The following is a 20,820-nucleotide window of genomic DNA, read 5'->3' on the forward strand; positions in this document are numbered from 1 at the left end:
TTATTTTCCTTCTGTGAATAGTTTGTCTAATGTATTTTCAAATGTATGATAATCAAGGAATTCATACAGTTCTTTACGTTGTTGCATGGTATCTAACACATTCACTTGCGTACCATTTTCACGAATAGAACGGAATACTTCGAGTGCTGCTTTTTGCATTGCGCGCGTAGCTGACAATGGATATAACACCATTGAAATCCCTTGCTCACCGAGTTCTTGCGTTGTGTAATACGGTGTATCACCAAATTCTGTAATATTTGCCAATACAGGAACACCCACTGCATCGCAGACTGTTTTATACATGGTGATATCCGTCATCGCTTCAGCGAAGATTGCATCTGCACCCGCTTCTACACATGCACATGCACGGTCAATCACCGCTTGCAAACCTTCTTTTTGTAAAGCATCTGTACGTGCCATCACTACGAAATTTGAATCAGTTTTTGCATCGACTGCAGCTTTGATCCGATCTACCATTTCTTGTTGAGACACAATTTCTTTGTTTGGACGATGTCCACAACGTTTTTGTGCCACTTGGTCTTCAATATGAACAGCGGCTGCACCTGCGGCAATCATTTGTTTCACAGTACGTGCAATATTGAATGCACCGCCCCAACCTGTGTCAATATCGACAAGTAAGGGAGTATCTACACGTTCGGTAATACGACGCACATCTTCTAATACGTTGTCTAAGCTGGTCATACCCAAGTCAGGTAAACCATAAGAATAGTTGGCAACACCCGCACCCGAAAGATAAATCGCCTTGTAGCCGACTTGTTTCGCCATCATCGCTGCATAAGCGTTGACTGTACCGATAATTTGTAATGGTTTTTCCACTTCCAGTGCTTGTCTAAATCTTAAGCCTGCAGACGTTTCTTGTGTCATGTTCCTTTCCACAGTGGTCTATCTATTTATCGAGGTTTGAGTATATCCATAAAAATTTACTCCGCCATGACTTTTTAGGGGAAAAGCTCTAAAACTTTAGTCAAAGAATTAATGAATTTATATTCATTATTTTAATTGTAGTATTTCACGACAAAATAAAGCCTATATTTATCAACAGAAATTTCTTGACTTCTTTGCTATAATCATGACAAAGATTCTGTATTTCGATTATTTTTATGCAAAAACATTTCGCAGAAATTAACGCTATAAGTTGTGGTGAACAACCACAAACTCGCCGAGGTCAACAACGGCGGTTAGCGCTTTTATTGAGTGCGAATGAATTATTTTTAGAACATGGTTACGAAGCTGTATCTTTAGATGATATTGTGAATCATGCAGGTGGCTCTAAAACCTCTATTTATAAATATTTTGGTAATAAAGAAGGTTTATTTACCGCAATTTGTGATTATCGTCGTGACTTATTCTTTAAAGATATTTGTGCTTGTTATAATTCAGAAGAAGATCATTTACGCCATTATCTTGTTCAAACCTTAATTAATTTTTATCTTCATCTTAAAAAACCCGAAAATATTGCCTTTATTCGACTTATTATCGAACAAGCTCAAAAAAATCCCAATTTAGCCTTATATATTCATGAAAAGGGAGCGCATTATATTCAATTAACTATTGCAAAAGCTTTAGAGCATTCACATGCTCAAGGAATATTAAACTGCACTAATCCATATAGCTCTGCCATGATGTATTTTGGTATTTTAAGAGATTTTGAGTGGCGTGTTCTGATGGGCTTAGAAGTAGATAAACCCGAACAAGAAGTCATCAAACATATCGAATATTGCGTTGATCACTTTCTAAAAGGTCATCAAAAAGTCTAGTTTTTTTGCATTTCAACATTCTTATAGTATATTAGAAAATTCTTCTTTGTTTTTAATCAACCAACAATGAATTGTTGGTCAATCTCCTTATTGGTTTTGGCTATACAATTATTGTGGAGTAACCATGGCTCTACGACATTTTCTAACACTACGTGACCTATCTACTGCTGAATTGAACCGCATTATTGAGCGTGCTCAAGAACTGAAGCGAAAACAACATAACAATGAAACATTCCAACCCTTTGTTGGTAAAGTCATGGGAATGATTTTTGAAAAGTCGAGTACGCGAACACGTGTTTCTTTTGAAGCGGGTATGAGCCAATTTGGTGGAAGTGCGATTTTCTTATCTTCTCGTGATACACAATTGGGTCGCGGTGAGCCAATCGAAGATTCGGCACGTGTGATTTCAAGTATGTTAGATATCGTGATGATCCGTACGTTTGGTCATGACATCGTAGAGCGTTTTGCTGAATATTCAAAAGTTCCTGTCATTAATGCCTTAACTGATGACCATCACCCGTGCCAATTATTAGCTGATATTCAAACTTTTGTTGAACACCGTGGTTCAATCCAAGGTAAAACCGTTGCTTGGATTGGCGATGGCAATAATATGTGTAATTCTTATATTGAAGCTGCGCACATGTGGGGCTTTAAACTCAAGATTGCATCTCCAAAAGGCTATGAACCTAAGGATGAGTTTTTATCTGAATTTGGGCATTGTGTTGAACTTGTTGATTCTGCTGAAGATGCTGCTGTAAACGCTGACCTAATTGTCACTGATGTTTGGGCAAGTATGGGGCAAGAAGAAGAGCAAAAAATCCGTGAAAAAGCCTTTGCAGACTATCAAGTTAATGAGAAATTAATGGATTTAGCTCATCCTGATTGCTTATTTATGCATTGCCTCCCTGCACATCGTGGTGAAGAAATTTCTGAAAATATGCTTGACCATAAAAATGCTGTGGTTTGGGACGAAGCAGAAAATCGTTTACATGCACAGAAAGCTTTAGTTGAATTTTTAATTAATGAAAATTTAAAAAAAGCATAAGCATTTAACATACTTTAAAAAGGCTTTGTAAATCAAAGCCTTTTTTTTGCAACGACTCAAAAAACAATAATACTTGAAACTTAACTTTTCACACTAGTATTCATCTCTATATTGCATATAATAAAACCATACTTTGAATAAGACTTAATTATGAAACTTACAACAATTTTGCTCAGTTCTAGCCTTTTGATCGGCTCATTTTTCACCACTATCCAAGCGACTGAACTTGATGATTATTTAGTTCAACACAAAATCGTGGATGCCAATTATAAAATCAAAAACAACCAAAGATTAAAAGATGTTCTCAGTTATTTAAGTGATGAAGACTCTCGGACTTTGCCTTTACAAATTGATCAAAACACGTTGATTGAAAAATTACGTTTACACCCAAATTACATTGAAATTGAAGGCATTATTACCTCACCTGATTTTAAACAATTTAGCCAAGATATGAGTTCACAAGAAATTAAAAAACTATTTACGGATAATCTCACAAAAAATTGCGCTCATTTATTTGAACATCAATTTCAACGTGTAAATCCGTATGAAGTACGTATGAAATTATCGACTGATGACAAACAATATTCTGTTGAATTGAAGAATTCTTCTTGTCAATTTTGAACTGAAAATAATGTGGGTTTTTCTGTGAAATCATTATCTTTGGCCACAGAGAAACTCTGGCATTAAAAATTATTATGCACTAGAACGCCCTTGCTTAGATGAAGGTTTTCATACCATTATTTGCATTACGTAAAATATATTTTTAATGATTAGTTATACAAAAAAATATAGTGAAATATAATCTTTATTCATATATTTAATACAACCCAAAGCATTAATATTCATTTAAATAAAACCATTATATTACAATATAAAAAAAATCAACTAATACCAATTTATTTAAATTTATCACCCCCACTTCTTCATCATAAATATATTAAAAAATTTAATGAAAAATATCTATAACACCTATAACCATCATAGGCTAGTAGTTAATATTTTAATTTATTTAAGAAATCTAAATATCCATCAATGTACATAGATAAAAAATCATATAGTCACAAATTTTTACCTTAACTCTATAAAAAATCAATTTAAAATTGAGTTTATTCAGCTAAATTAAATCTATATAAAATTTACATAGGTATTATTCATGTTAAAATCAAATTTTAGAAGATTATTACTTATCGGTGGTGTGATCGTATTAGCAAGTGCTGCTTTGGTACATGCTGGAAATGATGACATTCCAACTGTTCAACAAGTCGATTTAAATAAATATTTAGGTGAATGGCATGAAGTCGCACGCAAGCCCTTATATTTTCAGAAAATGTGTGACTATAATGTAACAGCCAATTATTCATTAAACAGCAATGGTAATGTCCAAGTTGATAATAAATGCTTTGATAAAAATGGAAAATTAAATCAATCTATTGGTGAAGCCTTTGTTCAAAATACACCTAAAAACTCAAAGTTAAAAGTGAGTTTTTTACCTAGTATTATCCGTTGGTTGCCTATCGCACGTGGAGACTACTGGATTTTAAAACTTGATGAAAACTACCAAACTGCTTTAGTGGGAACACCAAATAAAAAATACCTTTGGGTATTAAGTCGTACACCACAACTCGATCAATCTATTCTTGATGAATATCTTAATTATGCAAAAACTCTAGGCTATGAATTAAATGATATTATTTACACTCAACATAAATAATTAAAGTTATTATTCAAGTCTATTTTCCCTACTATCTTTTTTCAGAAAATAGACTTGAAACTGCTTATTTACAATCTATAAAACAACTGAATTTAATAGTTTATTTTTTAATATCCATTTTACCCTATTATTTTAAATCAAAGTAAATCTGAATATTTTTCATACACCCAATAAATCTATCTAAAATTATGTAATATGAAAACTATGTATTGAATGTAATTATTCAAACCACCCACCACCATGGCATCACACCACTTTTTAAAATTTTACGATGATTCTTATAATGCACATCATGTCTTTCAACTTCTGCCCAAAATGCAGGGCTATGATCAAAATGCCGTGTATGCGCTAACTCATGCACACAAACATAACGAGTAATATGTTGATCGACTAAAACCAAAGCACTATTCAACATAATATCGTGCCGAGCTGTGCAGCTTCCCCAACGGGTTTTAGGTTGGCGAATCGAGCAATCAGCAAACTTTAAACCAATTTCATCACTAACTTGTGTTAAATAAATCGGTAAATAATGCTTGGCATAAGCGATCACAAAAGCTTTTAAATAACGTGCAGAATCACGATCACTGATCAAAAGTTGATGATTTTTATCATCAAAAATATAAGAATTTTTCTGATCTTGGTAAATAATGTGTAAAGGACGATTTAAATTAAAAAGTTTTAGTTCAGTCGGCAATACTTTCTCAACTTTCCCGACTTTTTCCTGTTGTTTCTGCCATGTTTCAATCATCCATTGCTCGGATTGTTTTAAAAAATCTGTAATTTGACGTTTTGTACAAAACCGAGGCACTGTTAAACGAATCTGTGTCGGTTCGACACGTAAGCGTAATCGAGTAGCACGTGCATGATGGGTGATTTGGATTTCGGGGAGGTTTGGGGTCATTTATTCTAAAATTTTATCATTTGATTTTGAGTCCCTTCTCCCTCAGGGAGAAGGTTAGGATGAGGGGATTATTCATATAAATCCTCTCCCTATCCCTCTCCTTTATAAAGGAGAGGGAACTAACGGCATGTTAAACCGCTGTACGCTCTTCAATACCATTGTCAGTTGCAACAACCGCAATATCCGCTTTGTTAATGGCGAAAATACCATTACACACCACACCCGGAATATCATTGATGGTTTTTTCAAGCTCTAAAGCATTCAATATATTCAGGTTATGCACATCTAAAATCACATTACCATTGTCAGTCACAACGCCTTCACGATAGACAGGGTCGCCACCTAAAGAGACAATTTTACGTGCCACAGCAGAACGCGCCATTGGAATCACCTCGATTGGTAGCGGGAATTCACGTCCTAACTGCTCTACCCATTTAGAATCATCCACAATACACACGAATTTCTTGGCAATGGATGCTACAATTTTTTCACGAGTAAGCGCAGCACCACCCCCTTTGATCATATGCATATGACGATCAATCTCATCTGCGCCATCGACATAGGCATCTAAACCACCGACATGGTTCATATCGACAACTTCAATGCCGAGTTTTTTCAAACGTTGAGCCGTTGCTTCTGAACTCGCCACAGCAGCTTCAAGTTGCAGCTCAGGTAAAAGTTCAATTAAAAAATTTACAGTACTGCCTGTACCGACTCCTAAAATGCCCCCTTTTGGCAAGTGTTTTAAAGCTGCTTTGGCTGCTGCTTGTTTTTTCTCATCTTGGGATGCATAAAGGCTCATGACTTCTCTCAATAAATTTTCAAATTTCTGCACTTTTTGCATAATTTAAAAACGCAAATGTGCAGGGGGTTTGTTACAATCAAAGCTCATTTTAAACTGTTATATGGAAAATTAACATGCTGTCTCGTTTGGTTCGACAAATATTACAGGCAACGGTCTATGACGTTGCAATCGAAACCCCACTCGAAGCAGCGCCACGAATTAGTGAAAAACTAAACAACAACATTCGCTTTAAACGCGAAGACTTGCAACCTGTCTTTTCCTTCAAACTGCGCGGTGCTTATAACCGTATCAGTCAATTACCGAAATCTCAGTTGGAACGTGGCGTTATTACTGCTTCTGCGGGTAACCATGCTCAGGGCGTGGCATTATCTGGACAAAAGTTGGGTATTCGCGCCATTATTGTGATGCCAAAAACCACACCTGACATTAAAGTCCAAGCTGTAAAACGCTTAGGCGGTGAAGTGGTTTTACATGGTGACTCATTTGATGTTGCCAATAAATATGCCATCCAACGTGCCAAAGATGAAGATATGGCGTTCATTCCACCTTATGATGATGAATTGGTGATGGCTGGACAAGGCACCATTGCCAATGAGATTTTACGTCAATGGCGTGATGTCGATTATGTCTTCGTTGCTGTCGGCGGTGGCGGCCTCATCGCAGGTGTTGCAGCTTATTTAGGCGATGTTGCGCCACATGTTAAAGTAATCCCTGTGGAATATGATGAGTCAGCATGTTTAAAAGCAGCGTTTGAAGCCAATGAACGCGTGATTTTACCTTCTGTCGGTTTATTTGCGGATGGTACAGCAGTCGCACAAATTGGTGAAAAACCTTTTGAAGTCATTCAATTACAAAAATCAGATAACTCAGGTCCAATCGTTGAACGTGAAGTTGTATTGGTCAATACCGATGAAATCTGTGCAGCGATCAAAGACACTTATGATGAATGTCGTAGTATCGTTGAACCATCAGGTGCAATGGCTTTGGCAGGTATTAAAAAATACGTTGAAGCACATGGCTTAGAAAATAAAAACATGGTGTCGATTGTTTGTGGCGCAAACATGAACTTCGACCGTTTACGCTATATCGCAGAACGCACAGAATTGGGTGAACGTAAAGAAGCCATTTTTGCAGTGACTATTCCTGAAGAAAAAGGTTCGTTCCTGAATTTCTGCCGTGCCTTACAAGGGCGTAATATCACTGAGTTTAACTACCGTGCAAGTGATGCGAGCGCTGCACAAGTCTTTGTCGGCATCAGCTTAAAATCAGGGGAAAAAGAACGTCACGATATCTATGAAGCTTTAAAACTTCATTATGACGTAGATGATTTATCTGATGATGAAGTGGCAAAACTGCATATTCGCTACTTGATCGGTGGTCATGCCGACATTGAAAATGAACGTTTATTCCGTGTTGAGTTCCCTGAACGTCCGGGTGCCTTGTTGACGTTCTTAGAGCGTCTAGGTCCAACACATAACATTACCCTGTTCCACTATCGTAATCACGGTGCTGCAGAAGGACGTGTTTTAGTCGGCTTAGAAGCAGAAGATGCGCAGCAAAACCCAGATGGTTTAGTCGAAACATTGGAAACGATTACTTATCCTTATGTTGAGATTACCAATAACTTAGGTTATCAACGTTTCTTAAAATAATATTGATCCAAATATTGTTTTAAATATTAAAGCCAGTTTATAGATCATAGACTGGCTTTTTTATTGATTGCTTTTATGTATCGTCATTAAATTTATACAATAAAAAAATGAGCATATTGAAATACACTCATTTTCATTGAGTTTGATGGTCGGGAGAGAAACTCAAACTTCAAATATTATTTTACTTTAAGATAAATTCCCAAATGATATATCCTAAAGCAAAACCAAGAAATGAATAAAGCGTAATAATGAAAAAAACAAAACTGGCTTTATTTTTCTTTTTTAAAAAATTCATACTACAATCCAAATTTAAATTCAGCATGAACATACTAACTATTTGTTTTCAAAAAAGCGAATATTAAAAATAAAAACTTTATATTTCATTATCATATAATAAAACATGTATTTAAAATTGATTTTCATTGACTAAAAATTCAGTCGTCGCACCGATATTTTCGAGTTGTATTTGTATACATTGACAATGTTGCTGTGAACCTGTGTCGATCTCTAAAGGAAGTTGCTGAATACAATGTAAAGCTTCAGCACCTGTTAGCTTCAAATGCTGTTTGATAAAACTCACGACTTTTAATTTATGCTGACCTATTTCAGTTAATATTAATTTTCCATAAATCAAAGGTGTATATTCTTCAACAACAGTATTTTCATTTAACTGTGAAGTTTGAGTATTTTGCAATGAGCAATATAACTCATTCCATAGTTCTATTTTTAAATCTTTATGCTGTTGAATATATGCTGCAAATTTTAGTTTATCTTGTTGTAAAGTTTGAAAATATTTTAAATCTTGCTGAAACTGATCTAAATTTTCAGCAATTTTCTCAAAATCCCAACGCCCTGCGCCATGTTGAGCATAATACACAGGGAAACCTTGCGCAGACGTTGTCAAATAAATCACAAAGGGATCAGCAAAATAATTCACTGCAATAACATAAGCATCTGGATGCCAATCCCCTGCTTGATGTCCAGTTAAATCAGTTGCTGAGTTTCCACAAAATCGATAGCCCTCTTGAAAGTCCAAAAATGAAGCGATATCTGGATAATGACAAGGTAGACACATCATTTCCATTTCAAATGGCATCGCTAAAAAATCAATTAAATCTTTGGGTAAAACTACCGACATCATGCCATCCATTTTAGTCAATATCGCTGCAAATTTTATAACCTACGCTAACTCGTTCAATATAAAGTTAGCGCTGATAAATCAGTTGACCTTCTTTATACGTTGCCAAAATTTGAATGTCTTTAATTTTTTGACTGTCTATTTTCAATGGGTCATCACTTAAAATCACAAAATCACCATATTTCCCTTGCTCTAATGTACCTTTTTTCTTTTCCTCAAAATATTGATATGCCGCCCAATCTGTCACACTTTTTAAGGCAATATAAGGACTGACTCGCTGCTCTGCACCTAACACTTTACCGCTCCGTGTCGTGCGATTTACCGTCGCATCTAACACCATCATACTTTTTGGCGGAATCACAGGTGCATCATGATGTTGAGTAAAGATCATGCCACGTTTAAGTGCTGAACCTGTAGGCGAAATACGTGATGCACGTTGCTCACCTAAGGTTTGTGCGACATGCCAATCGCCCCAATAATAAGTATGTAATGAAAAAAATGAAGGAATAAGCTTTAATTTTTTAGCTTGGTCTAACTGGTCTTCACGCATCGTTTGTGCATGAATAATCACATCACGGCGTTGTGCTGTTGGAAAATTTTTCTGTGAATTTGTAATCACACTGAGATATTGATCAATCGCTGCATCACCATTGGCATGTGCTAAAATTTGCCAATCATGTTGAAATGCTAAATCAATCATTTTCTGTACATCTTGTTGTTGTGCAAATGCAGGATAACCCCGATAATTTTTATCTTGCCCTTCAGATGGAATTATATAAGGCTGTGTTAGCCATGCGGTTTTACCCTGTGGTGAACCATCTAAACTGATTTTCACCCCACCTATGCGAAAATGATTTTGGTAATTTTTACTGCTACCGTGTTGTAACATATAACTTTGTTCAGAACTGATATCTGGATATGACACCACATCAATTGGTAATTGATTTCGATTGGCTAGACTACGCCATAACTCAGTGGTTCCATGATCTGCACGTCCTTCTTGTACAGTGGTATAACCATTTTCTACATAGGTGTTGACTGCTTTTAATGCCATTTTTTCCATCATTTGTGGAGGCACAGTTTTAAATGCTTGCATCATCGCTTGAATGACAATACTTTCCTCTAATACGCCATTCGGTTCATTTGTACCATTTACACGACGAATGACACCCCCATCTGGATTTTTCGTCGCAGAAGTAATATTGAGCAATGCTAAAGCTTTATGATTCACAGAAGCAAGATGACCTGATTGATGTAAAATCAAAACCGGCTGTGTGGTTGAAACTTGATCTAAATCACTTGCTGTAGGATGCTTATTTTCTTGTAATTGTGCATCATCATAACCATTACCAATGATCCAGCCTGAAGTCGCTTGAATAAAATCAGGGTTTTGTGCTGCCCAGTTTTTCATTGCCTGAACTAAAGTTACAATATTAACCACATTACCATCAGGAGGTGAATATAAGTTTGCGACCGTTTGTTGCATACCTACAGAGTTTAAATGACTATGTGCATCAATAATGCCAGGAATCACGGTTTTATTTTTTAAATCTAAGCGTTGCGCTTGGGCTGCTATTTTTTCAGCATCGACTAATTTTCCAGTAAAACGAATGATTCCATCTTCAATCAACATGGCTTCTACATACTGCGGCTGATCCCCCTGCATGGTTAAAATAGAGCCACCATAGACAAGAAGTGAGCTTGTGCCATGATTTTGCGGTTGGTCTGATAAAGTATGTGGCAAATCTCGCTGTGTTTGAAAAGATGTAGAACTACATGCACTGAGCAATGCAACATGTGAAAATAATAAAGCACTTAAACCTAGAGAAAATTTATTTTGCATCATTTGTCTCATCCTCATTTCATTATCATTTTTTATCGCTTGATTGATTATAAACATATTTTTTATTTTTCATGTCGAAAATAAACTTGATTTATCAAATGATTTTTTGTATTTATTCATGATCAATAGATTTAAATGTATAAAGAAAAAGAGCATAAACCCTCGTTTATGCTCTTTTCAAATATTTCAAAACCTTATCTCATTACTTTTCTTTCATTGATCCAACGATAAAGCACAGGTAAAAGCACTAAAGTTAATACTGTAGATGACAATATTCCACCAATCACGACAGTTGCCAATGGACGTTGTACTTCGGCACCTGTACCCGTTGCCAATGCCATCGGCACAAAACCTAAAGCTGCGACACAAGCCGTCATCAATACAGGGCGTAAACGCATCACTGCACCTTGCCATGTGGCATGATGAATATCAAACTGTTGACGTAATTCTTTAATAAACGTCAACATTACCAAACCATTTAACACAGCTACACCCGATAAAGCAATAAAACCAATCCCTGCCGACATTGATAATGGAATATCTCTGAGCCAAAGTGCAACAAGCCCACCGCATAATGCAAATGGCACACCTGAAAACACTAAAAGACTTTCTTTTATACTGTGGAATACAGCCATTAATAAAATAAAAATCGTGATCAAAGCCAAAGGTACAACCCATTGCATACGTGCTTTTGCTGACATCAGATTTTCAAATTGACCGCCATAATCTAACCAGTAACCACTAGGTAAAGTATCTTTGGCTAAAGTACTCTGTAATTCTTTGACAAAGGAACCTAAATCACGCCCTTCTACATTGGCAGTCACCACCACTCGACGTTTGGCATTTTCACGACTGACTTGGTTGATGCCTAAAATATTTTCAACTTTTGCGACATCTTGCAGTTGGATCAAACCACCATTGGGTAGTTGAATTGGAAGTTGTGCCAATTGCTCAGGTGTGCGTTGTGCTTCATCTAAACGCACTACAAAATCAAAGCGTTTGTCTCCTTCTAAAATCATGCCCACACTTTGTCCACCCATACTCATCGCCACTAAGTCTTGAATAGATTTTACAGATAAACCATATTGTGCTGCTTTGGTATGATCAATATCAATATTTAATAAAGGCAGCCCACTGGTTTGTTCAACATTGACGGCTGTTGCCCCTGAAATAGCCCGAACTTTTTGTGCAATACGATTGGCTTCTTGGTTCAAAACTTCTATATCATCACCAAAAATTTTGATTCCGACATCACTACGTACACCTGAAATCAGTTCATTAAAACGTAGCTCAATCGGCTGTGAAAACTCACTGTTATTTCCAGGTAAAGTGTCCAAAAATGCAATCATACGTTGACGTAATTCATCAATGCTTTCTTTTGGATTTGACCATTGATCACGTGGCTTTAATAATAGAACAGCATCAGAAATATTGGGTGGCATGACATCCGTTGCAACTTCTGCTGTTCCTGTTCGGGCAAAAATTGCTTTTATTTCAGGGAATTTTTTTAACAATAATTTTTCTGTATTTTCTTGCATCCGTAAGGACTGCTCTAGCCCTGTACTTGGTGAGCGCATTTGTTGTACTGCAAAATCTCCCTCACTCAGTTGTGGTGCAAACTCGCTTCCAATTTTTGTGGCTAAAACTCCCGTTAAAACTAAAATACATAATGCAACTGTTAAAACAAAACCTCGAAATTCGTACGCCCAATCCAACATTTTTTCATAGCGTGTTTTTAAACCATGCATCCAACGACTTTCAGTTTCTTTTACAGCACCATTGACAAATAATGCCACAGCCGCAGGAACAAAAGTGACGGATAAAATCATTGCACCAAGTAAGGCTAAAACCACCGTCATTGCCATCGGATGAAAGAGTTTTGCCTCAACCCCAGACAAAGCAAAGATCGGTAAATACACAACGAGAATAATCAATTGACCAAAAATTAAAGGACGTCGTGCCTGTTTCGCTGCTAAAAAAACCTCAGTAAAACGTTCGGAACGTGTCAATAAACGCCCTCGATGTTTTTGTGCTTCAGCAAGGCGTCGAATACAGTTTTCGACGATGACCACCGCACCATCCACAATAATCCCGAAATCCAATGCCCCTAAACTCATTAAGTTGGCACTAATTTTTTGTTCTGCCATGCCTGACAAGGTAAACAACATGGATAAAGGAATAACACACGCAGTGATTAAAGCTGCACGAATATTTCCCAAAAATAAGAACAAAATGATGATGACTAAGATTGCACCTTCAACCAAATTTTTTTGTACAGTTTTAATGGCACGATCAACCAAATGAGTACGATCATAAACCGTTTCGATGATCACACCTTTGGGTAAACTGCTTTGAATACTTTGTACTTTCGCATCAATCGCTTGGGCAACAGTTCGACTATTTTCTCCCATCATCATCATGGCGATTCCAAGTACAGCTTCTTCGCCATTATAGGTTGCTGCACCTGTGCGTAAGTCGTGCCCAACAGAAACTGTCGCAATATCTGCAACACGAATTGGGTAACCATTTTTATTGGTGATACTGATATTCTCAATATCACTTAGGCTATTAAGTGTTCCCGGTACACGAACAGTGAGTTGTTGCCCATTTTTTTCAATATAACCTGCACCACGGTTTTCATTATTTTCAGTTAAAGCTGTTTGCAAATCACTTAATGGAATTTGTAATTGCTGCAAACGTGTTAAATCAGGGGTTACAACAAAGGTTTTATTAAAGCCACCAATACTATTAACCTCAGCAACGCCAGCAACTCGCTGTAACTGTGGACGTACTACCCAGTCTTGGATTTCGCGTAAATCCATTGCGCTATAGGGCGTTCCATCTGGTTTTTTTGCATTTGGCTCAGCTTTAATCACCCATTGATAAATTTCACCTAAGCCTGTAGAAATCGGGGACATCGTGGGCTGAATACCAACTGGAATTTCACTTGCAGCTTCTTGTAAACGTTGATTAATCAACTGCCGTGCCCAGTAAATATCGGTTCCATCTTCAAAAATAATGGTGACTTGCGATAGACCATAACGTGAAATCGAACGTGTTTGTTCGAGTTTTGGCAAACCTAACATCGCATTTTCAATCGGATAGGTAATGCGTTGCTCAGTTTCTAAAGCCGTAAAACCATTGGCTTGGGTATTAATTTGCACTTGCGTATTGGTAATATCAGGAACAGCATCGATGGGTAATTTTTGATAGCTATAAATTCCTACACCCATCCACGCCACCACAAAGAGCATGACCCAAATCGCATTTTGAATAGAAAACTGAATAATACGGTCAAACCAGCCTTCGGGCTTGGGTAAATGATGTTCGTTTTGAGGCGAGTTAGTGTTCATGGGTCGCCTCTCCTTTTTCTAATTCTGATTTTAGTAAGAAACTCCCTTGCGCTGCGTATTGCTGTCCGACATTAACGCCAGAAATTACACTGACCCATTCAGGATCATCAATTTCAGTATTTAATTGTACAGGCTGGGCGCTAAACTCGATTTTTTGATCATGATTTTTCGCAATAAATACAACACCTTGTCCGTCAACTTGCTGTATTGCACTTTTTTGGATACGAATGCCTTGTGTCGTGCCTTGTTCTAATAAAATATTGACCATTAAATTTGGCTTCAACTCTGCCGACTGTGACAAGACTTTAGCTCTGACTTGTAAACGTCCTGTTTGTGCATCTGCTTCAGTATTTAAACTTTGCACTTCTGCTTGAAAATGATTGCCTGACTGTAATGATTTAAAGTTAATTTTTCGGTTTGGACTAAAATGTTGTACATCGGCATGCGGCACAATAAATTCAAGCCATAATTGATTCAACTGATCAATCACAAAAAGCTGATCTGCAAGTTGCACATTTTCACCTACGACCAAATCTTTTTTACTGATCACACCTGAAATAGGTGCTTTAAGCTGATATTGCCCACGACTGGAACTCGCCGCACCAAAAGCACTTAAACGAGATTGAGCTGCTTGTACTTGAATTTGTGCTTGTTGATAGGCGTTATATGCACGTTGATAATCTTGTTGAGCAGAAATACCTTGCTGCCAAAGTTGACGTTCACGCTCATAATCTTGTTTTGCTAGTTGTAAATTGGCTTGCTCTAATTTTAAGTTAGCTTGTTGGTCGACCAAATCGGGAACAAGTAAAGTTGCCAACACTTGCCCTTTCTGAACAGATTGTCCCAACTGCACATAAACTGCCTCAACATGACCACTAAAATTAGGTGAAACATGGGCTTGCTGGTCGGTATTCACCTTCAATTTTGCAGGATAAGTTGCCAACTTCATTACACTGCCTTGTTCAACTTTAGCTAACTGAATACCTTGTTCAACCAACTGTTGTGCGGTTAAAGCAATACTTTCAGCATGTCCTTGTTCTGTATCTTCACCTTCATCATGTTCATGCCCTTCTTCACCTTCTTCATGTTCTTTTTCCTCCGCATGTGATTCTTCTGTACCATGCCCATGTTCATCTGTTTTGGCTTGATCTTTCGTCCACCAAATCAATGCTGCGGCTAAAATTGCAGTACTGATGACCGCAATGAGGATCAAAATAGACTGAGAAACTTTTCCTGATTGTGTATTTAAATCTAATTTTTGTTTGATCATTTTAGTTTCCCCCTACCGTTGGCAATGACTGAATATTGTCCCAAAGACTTTGATTGATTCCAGCTAAGCCATCATTTGACATGACAGCACTGGGTTCTAAACCAAGACTTAAGCTTTCAGCTGTGATCGCGTTTTGCCATGCGCGTTTTAACAATTCAACTTTACGTTGACGAATCTCTTGCAGTTGCAAAGTCGCTTGCTGTACATCTGTTAAAGCAAATTTTCCTGCACTAAATCCAAGTAGAGTTTTTTGCTGTACTTCAGTGGCAAGCACAAGTTGAGTGTGTTCAATCTCTTTAAACTGCACTTCTAAACCTTGTAATTCGGTCAATAAAGTCCCAATGCGTAAAGCATTTTGCTGTGTATAAAAAGACTGTTGTTGGGTAAGCGCCTCTTGTTTTTGTTGTTGAACCTGCACGCGATATTGTTGACGATCAAAAATATTAAGTGGCAGACTTAGCCCTAACATCATTTGGTTTTCAGTTGAGTTTTCGGGTGATTTACTACGATTCACACCAAAACTGACTGTGGGATTTGGACGACTGACTGCCTTACTTTGTGCTATTTGCGCATTGGAGATTTTTAGCTGTAATTGACGAGACTTTTCAATATAATTTTCTGTCAAATAACGCTGCACATTGTCATGACTAGCACTCGGCCACAACAATGATGGACGCATTGTCACACTTAATGTTTTATCTGAGTCGCCCCACACACTGGACAGTTGTTGCTGTGCCAATTGAACTTGTAAATCCGCTTGTTTAAATAAACGCATATTTTCACTATGGCTGAGTTTTGCACGCTTTAAATCAACTTCTGCGACACTGCCTGCTTGAAACCTTTTTTGAATCGCATTGACATTTGCCTCACTGACACTCAATTGAGCTTGTGTAATCTGCTTTTCTAACTCAGCAATCGCCAATTGTGACCATAGATATTTTACTGCGAGTTCGAGTTGTGCCTGATAAATCTGCTGCTGTAATGCACTTTGATCTTGTGCCAATACCGCCAGTTGACGATTGGCTTTTCTGACACCAAACACATCCAGTTCTTGTGAAATACCAATGGATAACTCTTGTTCTTGATGAGAATCAAAACCTGTTTGTTCTATACTCAGCTCAGGGTTTTTCCATAACTGACTTTGCTTCACATTGGCAGTATCAATATTGTTTTGTATCGTCCAAATATGCTGTGATGCTTGATAAGCCTGTGTCTTTTCAAGTGCTTGCTCCAATGAAATTGGTGCCGCATTGACCCACGAGCCGAGTGTAAATAAAGCGACACTACAAGCAATATATTTAAGCCTAAAGCATTGCTGTGCAACAACATGTGATTGTTGTTGAAAATATTTTTTTGACATGAACATGCCCCACTTTTAAAAAATAAAGAAAAGTGGTGGGCTGTTTGCGACTACCCCACCTGTAGTGGGGCTAAAATTGGAGGCGGGTTATTTAATGTCAGATCAGGCGATTGATAAAAATTATACCAAGGCAATGCATTGACTAATGCAATGATTTGACGATTTGAAAATATAAAATGGTCTTGTTCTTCGACCAAAATCAGGGCATTAAATGAGGGTAAATGATCTTGATGATCATCCTCTAAAAATGAAAAATCACTGGAAAGATGACTAGGTGCATGTGAGATTTTAAATTCACTTTGACAAGACTGAGTCATTTGATGATGACCAAAATGTTGCGTTGAACTCTGGCTGAATGTGGTTTCTTCATGCACGCAAAATGCCGCCGCAACATTCCAAAGACTTTGGAACGTCAGCAAAGCAAAGAGCAATGTAATCCAACCACTTCGTTTCAACATTTTTAGATCAATGTACCTATAAACCGCTATAGCATAGCGAAATTTGCTTTGTTATAAAATTACAAACGTGAAATTAGCTCACCTTTAAATACAAATGAACACTTTACATCTATTCAAAGACTTCATGATGAGAGATATTTTATCAATCTAAATCTTTACAAAAAATACCAGCCATCAAGACTGGTATTTTTTATACAAAAACTGCATTAAGGCTTTTCACCATTTGCTAGGCGCTGCTCAATTGCCTCTAATACCGCAGGCAGATCAGCAATACTATCAATGATATAATGCGCACCTGAAGCATTCATTTTTGCATAGGCTTTTTCTTTTAAGTTTGCTTGTTCAGCGCTAGAAAGCGCTGACCACTCATCAAAACTTAAACCGACTTCATTGCCACTGACTGCCAAGCCGACTGTCCAGCAACCAGCATTTAAGCCTTCTTCAATCCCCACCACGGTATCATCAACTTTCATGACTGTTTTAATATCAGAAACATCAAGTTCAATAAGGTTTTTCCAGAGCATTTCAGGATATGGACGACCATGCTTCACATCACTTGCAGTAATAATACAGTCAGGTACATAACCTTGATCAGCAGCATCTTGGACTAACTGACCAATCATCATCGACGCATAACCTGTGTTACTGCCAATTTTTGCACCACGTGCACGAATATCTGCAAATGCTTCCAATGCACCCGGAATCAATTGTGAACATTGTGGAATGGTTTTTAATTGGTATGGAATAAAGTCTTGATATAAACGGTCGATATCCGCCACTGTCACTTCTGTGCCATGTGCCTGTTGCCATGCGTCTGCAACACGTGGCATTTTTAACACAGCAGCAATATGATCACGTTTTTCTAAACCCATGGGCGCACGTGCTTCTTCAATTGAAATTTCAACTTTATTGTCTGCAAATAATGCCATAAATGCCAAAATTGGTGCGCGTGATCCGAAATCTACCGTTGTACCTGCCCAATCAAAAACAACGGCTTGTAATAATGAATTTGAAGTGTTCATAAGTTTGTCCTAAAAGTTTATGTCTTAAATTGATCAATAAATAAGTAAAAAATAAAATTAAGCCTGACGATATTGCTCAACTGCATTTAAAAGTCTTTCAATATCATCTAGATAAACCTCACCAATATTGCCAATACGGAAACAATTTAAATCGGTGACTTTACCTGGATAGATTACAAACCCTGCTTGTTTCAGATTTTCATACAAGGCTTGAAAGCTAAAATCTGCTTCATTTGGATATAAAAATGTGGTGATAATCGGTGATTGAGGTTGGTTTGAATCTAAGACCAATTCAAAGCCCAATGCCTGCATGCCTGCGGCCAAGCGCTGTTGATTATTTGTGTAACGTTGATAACGTGCAGCCACACCACCTTCTTGTTCAAGTTCTAAAAGTGCTTGATAAAATGCACGTACCACATGTGTAGGTGATGTAAAGCGCCATTTTCCATCATGCTGTTGCATGGTGTTCCATTGATCATATAAGTCTAAACTGACTGAACGCGCCAAGCCTTTACATGATTGTAATTGTTCATTTTTTGCAATAATAAAACCAAATCCTGGTACACCTTGAATACACTTGTTGGCACTGGAAATTAAAAAGTCGATCTCTAAATCTGCAATATCCATCGGCACGCCACCGAATGAACTCATCGCATCTACGATCCACACTTTATTTTTCGCTTTGACAATTTTACCAATCTCTTGAATCGGGTTAAGTAAACCTGTCGTGGTTTCACAATGCACACACGACACATGTGTGATGCTGTCATCTTCGAGTGCTTTTTCAATGTCTGCTAAATTTGGCATTTGTGTTTCAGCATATGCCAATTCCACCACATCAATGTTTAAACAACGCGCCATTTGCACCATACGTGCGCCATAAGCACCGTTATTGAGAATTAAAATTTTGCCATTGTGTGGAATAGCGGAACCTAAAACCGCTTCAACTGAAAAACTGCCACTGCCTTGCATCAATACTGCACTATATTTTTCAGTATGTTGTGTTGCCAACGTCACCAAACGGTGACGAATGTCTTGCACCAATGCGTTATATTCTTTGTCCCATGTACACCAATCTCGCTGCATGACACGGCGAACACTTGCAGATGTCGACAATGGTCCTGGTGTTAATAATAAATATTTATTTTCCAACTCAATATGTGCGTTCATTTTGCTTAACCTTTGTTCAATTGAATACAGTATAATACAATCTGGTTTAAACCAGATTACAAAACATGATTTTCTAACATTTCTTTCATAAATCCTGCACCTGTGGTCATACCCTTACCTGCAATCGCACTCACCAAGAAAATATTTGGTTCAGCCTCTGTCACACATGCCAATTCAGTAGGATGCGTGAGATAATAACCATTCCAACGTGACTCAATTTCAGGCAGTTCTAAGCCAATATTTTCTTTACAATATTGCAAAATAAATTGGTTAATTTCTTCGCGTTGATTAAATTGTGGCGTTTCATCAATCGAGTAATATTCATGGCTATCGCCCAAAATGAGTTGTCCAAATTGATTTTGCTTGATCAAAATATGAATACCGTATTTTTCGACTAAGCCTGTTTGTGATTGAGTTTTTAACTCTTGATGACTTGGGCAAATTTCAAAAGCAGGATAACGAGAGATTGATAAACCTGAATAAATTGAAGCATTCAAAGTGACTTTTAAGGGTTTCGTCATCGCCATTTGCAAAGTACAACGCAATAACCCTTTTTGTTGTAATAGATCGGGATAAAGTAATTGAGTCACTTCACCATGACAGATTAAAACTTTATTTGCTGTGAATGTTTGCCCTGTTGCCAAACGAATGTGCGCTCTACCTTGACTCGACTGCGTCTGTACCACGCAAGCATTGCACTGAATGTGTACCCCAAGCTTTTCTGCATATTGCAATAAACATAGCCCGACCAAATGTGGTTCAACTGAATAATCCTCATGAAATAGCATGCCACCACGTAGCGTTGTTTCAGGATTTAAATAAAGATATTGATCAAACAGTTGCTGTTTAGATAATAAGGTCACAGGAATCTGATAATTTGGTGCTGCCTGTGCAAACTCGTTTAAAACTTGCCATTCTAGTTCCGTATTTGCCACATATAAACCATCACGTTGTTGAAATGAAATATCGGTTTGTGCCTGAATCCGTTGATAAAATTCACGAGTTGCTAAAGCATATTCACGCCATTTTGCATCTGGGCGGCTCAGTGTTGATGTCCCCACCATGCCAAAGTTACGCCGTGTTGCGCCAACGGGTTGTGCATCTTTTTCAAAGACTTGTACTTTTAGTCCTTGCTCTGCTGCTTGAATTGCAGCTGATAATCCTAAAATGCCTGCACCGACAATAATTAAGTCAAATTGTGCTGTATTCATGCTACTTTTCACCTTATTTACTTTTTTCAGGACGCAAAATCCCAAGCGCCTAAAAACAAGCGTTTAATTCATTGCAAATGGTTTAAAAAATTTAAGAGTTAAT

18 protein-coding genes are annotated in these 20,820 nt (G+C 37.4%); 5 read left to right on the plus strand and 13 right to left on the minus strand.

The genetic code is table 11. The features are described 5' to 3' along the window. On the minus strand, positions 1–885 hold the full coding sequence (gene prpB / locus G0028_RS10805; protein ID WP_111858393.1) for a methylisocitrate lyase: 885 nt from the start codon (positions 883–885) through the stop codon (positions 1–3). A 236-nt stretch (positions 886–1,121) separates the two neighbouring features. Here prpB and G0028_RS10810 point away from each other — a divergent pair, with 236 nt between their 5' ends. The 4 genes from G0028_RS10810 (at position 1,122) to G0028_RS10825 (ending at position 4,534) form a co-directional block, all read left to right on the plus strand. Further along, on the plus strand, positions 1,122–1,778 hold the full coding sequence (locus G0028_RS10810) for a TetR/AcrR family transcriptional regulator (protein ID WP_130073334.1): 657 nt from the start codon (positions 1,122–1,124) through the stop codon (positions 1,776–1,778). A gap of 124 nt (positions 1,779–1,902) precedes the next feature. After that, positions 1,903–2,823: an ornithine carbamoyltransferase gene (gene argF, locus G0028_RS10815; RefSeq protein ID WP_130073333.1), complete on the plus strand. Its 921-nt coding sequence runs from the start codon at positions 1,903–1,905 to the stop codon at positions 2,821–2,823. Between the two features lie 150 nt (positions 2,824–2,973). Next, entirely contained in the window at positions 2,974–3,444 is a 471-nt protein-coding gene (locus G0028_RS10820) for a hypothetical protein (protein WP_180046159.1), read from the plus strand. A gap of 532 nt (positions 3,445–3,976) precedes the next feature. Then, positions 3,977–4,534, plus strand: coding sequence for a lipocalin family protein (locus G0028_RS10825; RefSeq protein ID WP_130073331.1), 558 nt, complete (start codon positions 3,977–3,979; stop codon positions 4,532–4,534). Between the two features lie 223 nt (positions 4,535–4,757). Here the strand turns inward: G0028_RS10825 and G0028_RS10830 are convergent, their stop codons facing one another. Next, entirely contained in the window at positions 4,758–5,435 is a 678-nt protein-coding gene (locus G0028_RS10830) for a SprT family zinc-dependent metalloprotease (RefSeq protein ID WP_180046157.1), read from the minus strand. A gap of 130 nt (positions 5,436–5,565) precedes the next feature. After that, entirely contained in the window at positions 5,566–6,237 is a 672-nt protein-coding gene (rpiA, locus tag G0028_RS10835; RefSeq protein WP_107008774.1) for a ribose-5-phosphate isomerase RpiA, read from the minus strand. Positions 6,238–6,353: 116 nt separating this feature from the next. Here rpiA and ilvA point away from each other — a divergent pair, with 116 nt between their 5' ends. Beyond that, positions 6,354–7,892, plus strand: coding sequence for a threonine ammonia-lyase, biosynthetic (gene ilvA, locus G0028_RS10840; RefSeq protein ID WP_180046155.1), 1,539 nt, complete (start codon positions 6,354–6,356; stop codon positions 7,890–7,892). 181 nt (positions 7,893–8,073) lie between these two features. Here ilvA and G0028_RS10845 read toward each other — a convergent pair whose 3' ends face one another. The 10 genes from G0028_RS10845 to G0028_RS10890 all read right to left on the minus strand — a co-directional run bounded on the left by G0028_RS10845 (position 8,074) and on the right by G0028_RS10890 (position 20,717). After that, positions 8,074–8,187 (minus strand): hypothetical protein, encoded by a 114-nt coding sequence (locus tag G0028_RS10845; protein WP_130073328.1) that lies wholly within the window; start codon positions 8,185–8,187, stop codon positions 8,074–8,076. 111 nt (positions 8,188–8,298) lie between these two features. Then, a complete protein-coding gene (locus G0028_RS10850; protein WP_180046153.1) occupies positions 8,299–9,033 on the minus strand; it encodes an SMI1/KNR4 family protein in 735 nt (244 codons plus the stop codon). A 64-nt stretch (positions 9,034–9,097) separates the two neighbouring features. Then, positions 9,098–10,876, minus strand: coding sequence for an amidohydrolase (locus G0028_RS10855; RefSeq protein ID WP_180046151.1), 1,779 nt, complete (start codon positions 10,874–10,876; stop codon positions 9,098–9,100). A gap of 191 nt (positions 10,877–11,067) precedes the next feature. Next, positions 11,068–14,226 carry an efflux RND transporter permease subunit gene (locus tag G0028_RS10860; RefSeq protein ID WP_180046149.1) on the minus strand — a complete coding sequence of 1,053 codons (3,159 nt, stop codon included), beginning with the start codon at positions 14,224–14,226 and terminating at the stop codon, positions 11,068–11,070. Continuing rightward, positions 14,216–15,496, minus strand: coding sequence for an efflux RND transporter periplasmic adaptor subunit (locus tag G0028_RS10865; RefSeq protein WP_180046146.1), 1,281 nt, complete (start codon positions 15,494–15,496; stop codon positions 14,216–14,218). The genes G0028_RS10860 and G0028_RS10865 overlap by 11 nt, the downstream gene beginning before the upstream one ends. 1 nt (position 15,497) lies before the next feature. Next, complete coding sequence (locus tag G0028_RS10870) at positions 15,498–16,856, minus strand: TolC family protein (protein WP_180046144.1); 1,359 nt, start codon at positions 16,854–16,856, stop codon at positions 15,498–15,500. A 50-nt stretch (positions 16,857–16,906) separates the two neighbouring features. Next, positions 16,907–17,314 carry a cation efflux protein, CzcI-like gene (locus G0028_RS10875; RefSeq protein WP_180046142.1) on the minus strand — a complete coding sequence of 136 codons (408 nt, stop codon included), beginning with the start codon at positions 17,312–17,314 and terminating at the stop codon, positions 16,907–16,909. Between the two features lie 206 nt (positions 17,315–17,520). Further along, on the minus strand, positions 17,521–18,336 hold the full coding sequence (gene phnX / locus G0028_RS10880) for a phosphonoacetaldehyde hydrolase (protein ID WP_180046140.1): 816 nt from the start codon (positions 18,334–18,336) through the stop codon (positions 17,521–17,523). 57 nt (positions 18,337–18,393) lie between these two features. After that, entirely contained in the window at positions 18,394–19,506 is a 1,113-nt protein-coding gene (gene phnW / locus G0028_RS10885; RefSeq protein ID WP_180046138.1) for a 2-aminoethylphosphonate--pyruvate transaminase, read from the minus strand. Positions 19,507–19,562: 56 nt separating this feature from the next. After that, the gene (locus G0028_RS10890) at positions 19,563–20,717 is read right to left on the minus strand and encodes a TIGR03364 family FAD-dependent oxidoreductase (protein WP_180046136.1); all 1,155 of its coding nucleotides are present in this window, start codon (positions 20,715–20,717) and stop codon (positions 19,563–19,565) included. Between the last annotated feature and the right edge of the window lie 103 nt (positions 20,718–20,820).

The sequence above is a fragment of the Acinetobacter piscicola genome (assembly GCF_015218165.1).
Taxonomy (GTDB): domain Bacteria; phylum Pseudomonadota; class Gammaproteobacteria; order Pseudomonadales; family Moraxellaceae; genus Acinetobacter; species Acinetobacter piscicola_A.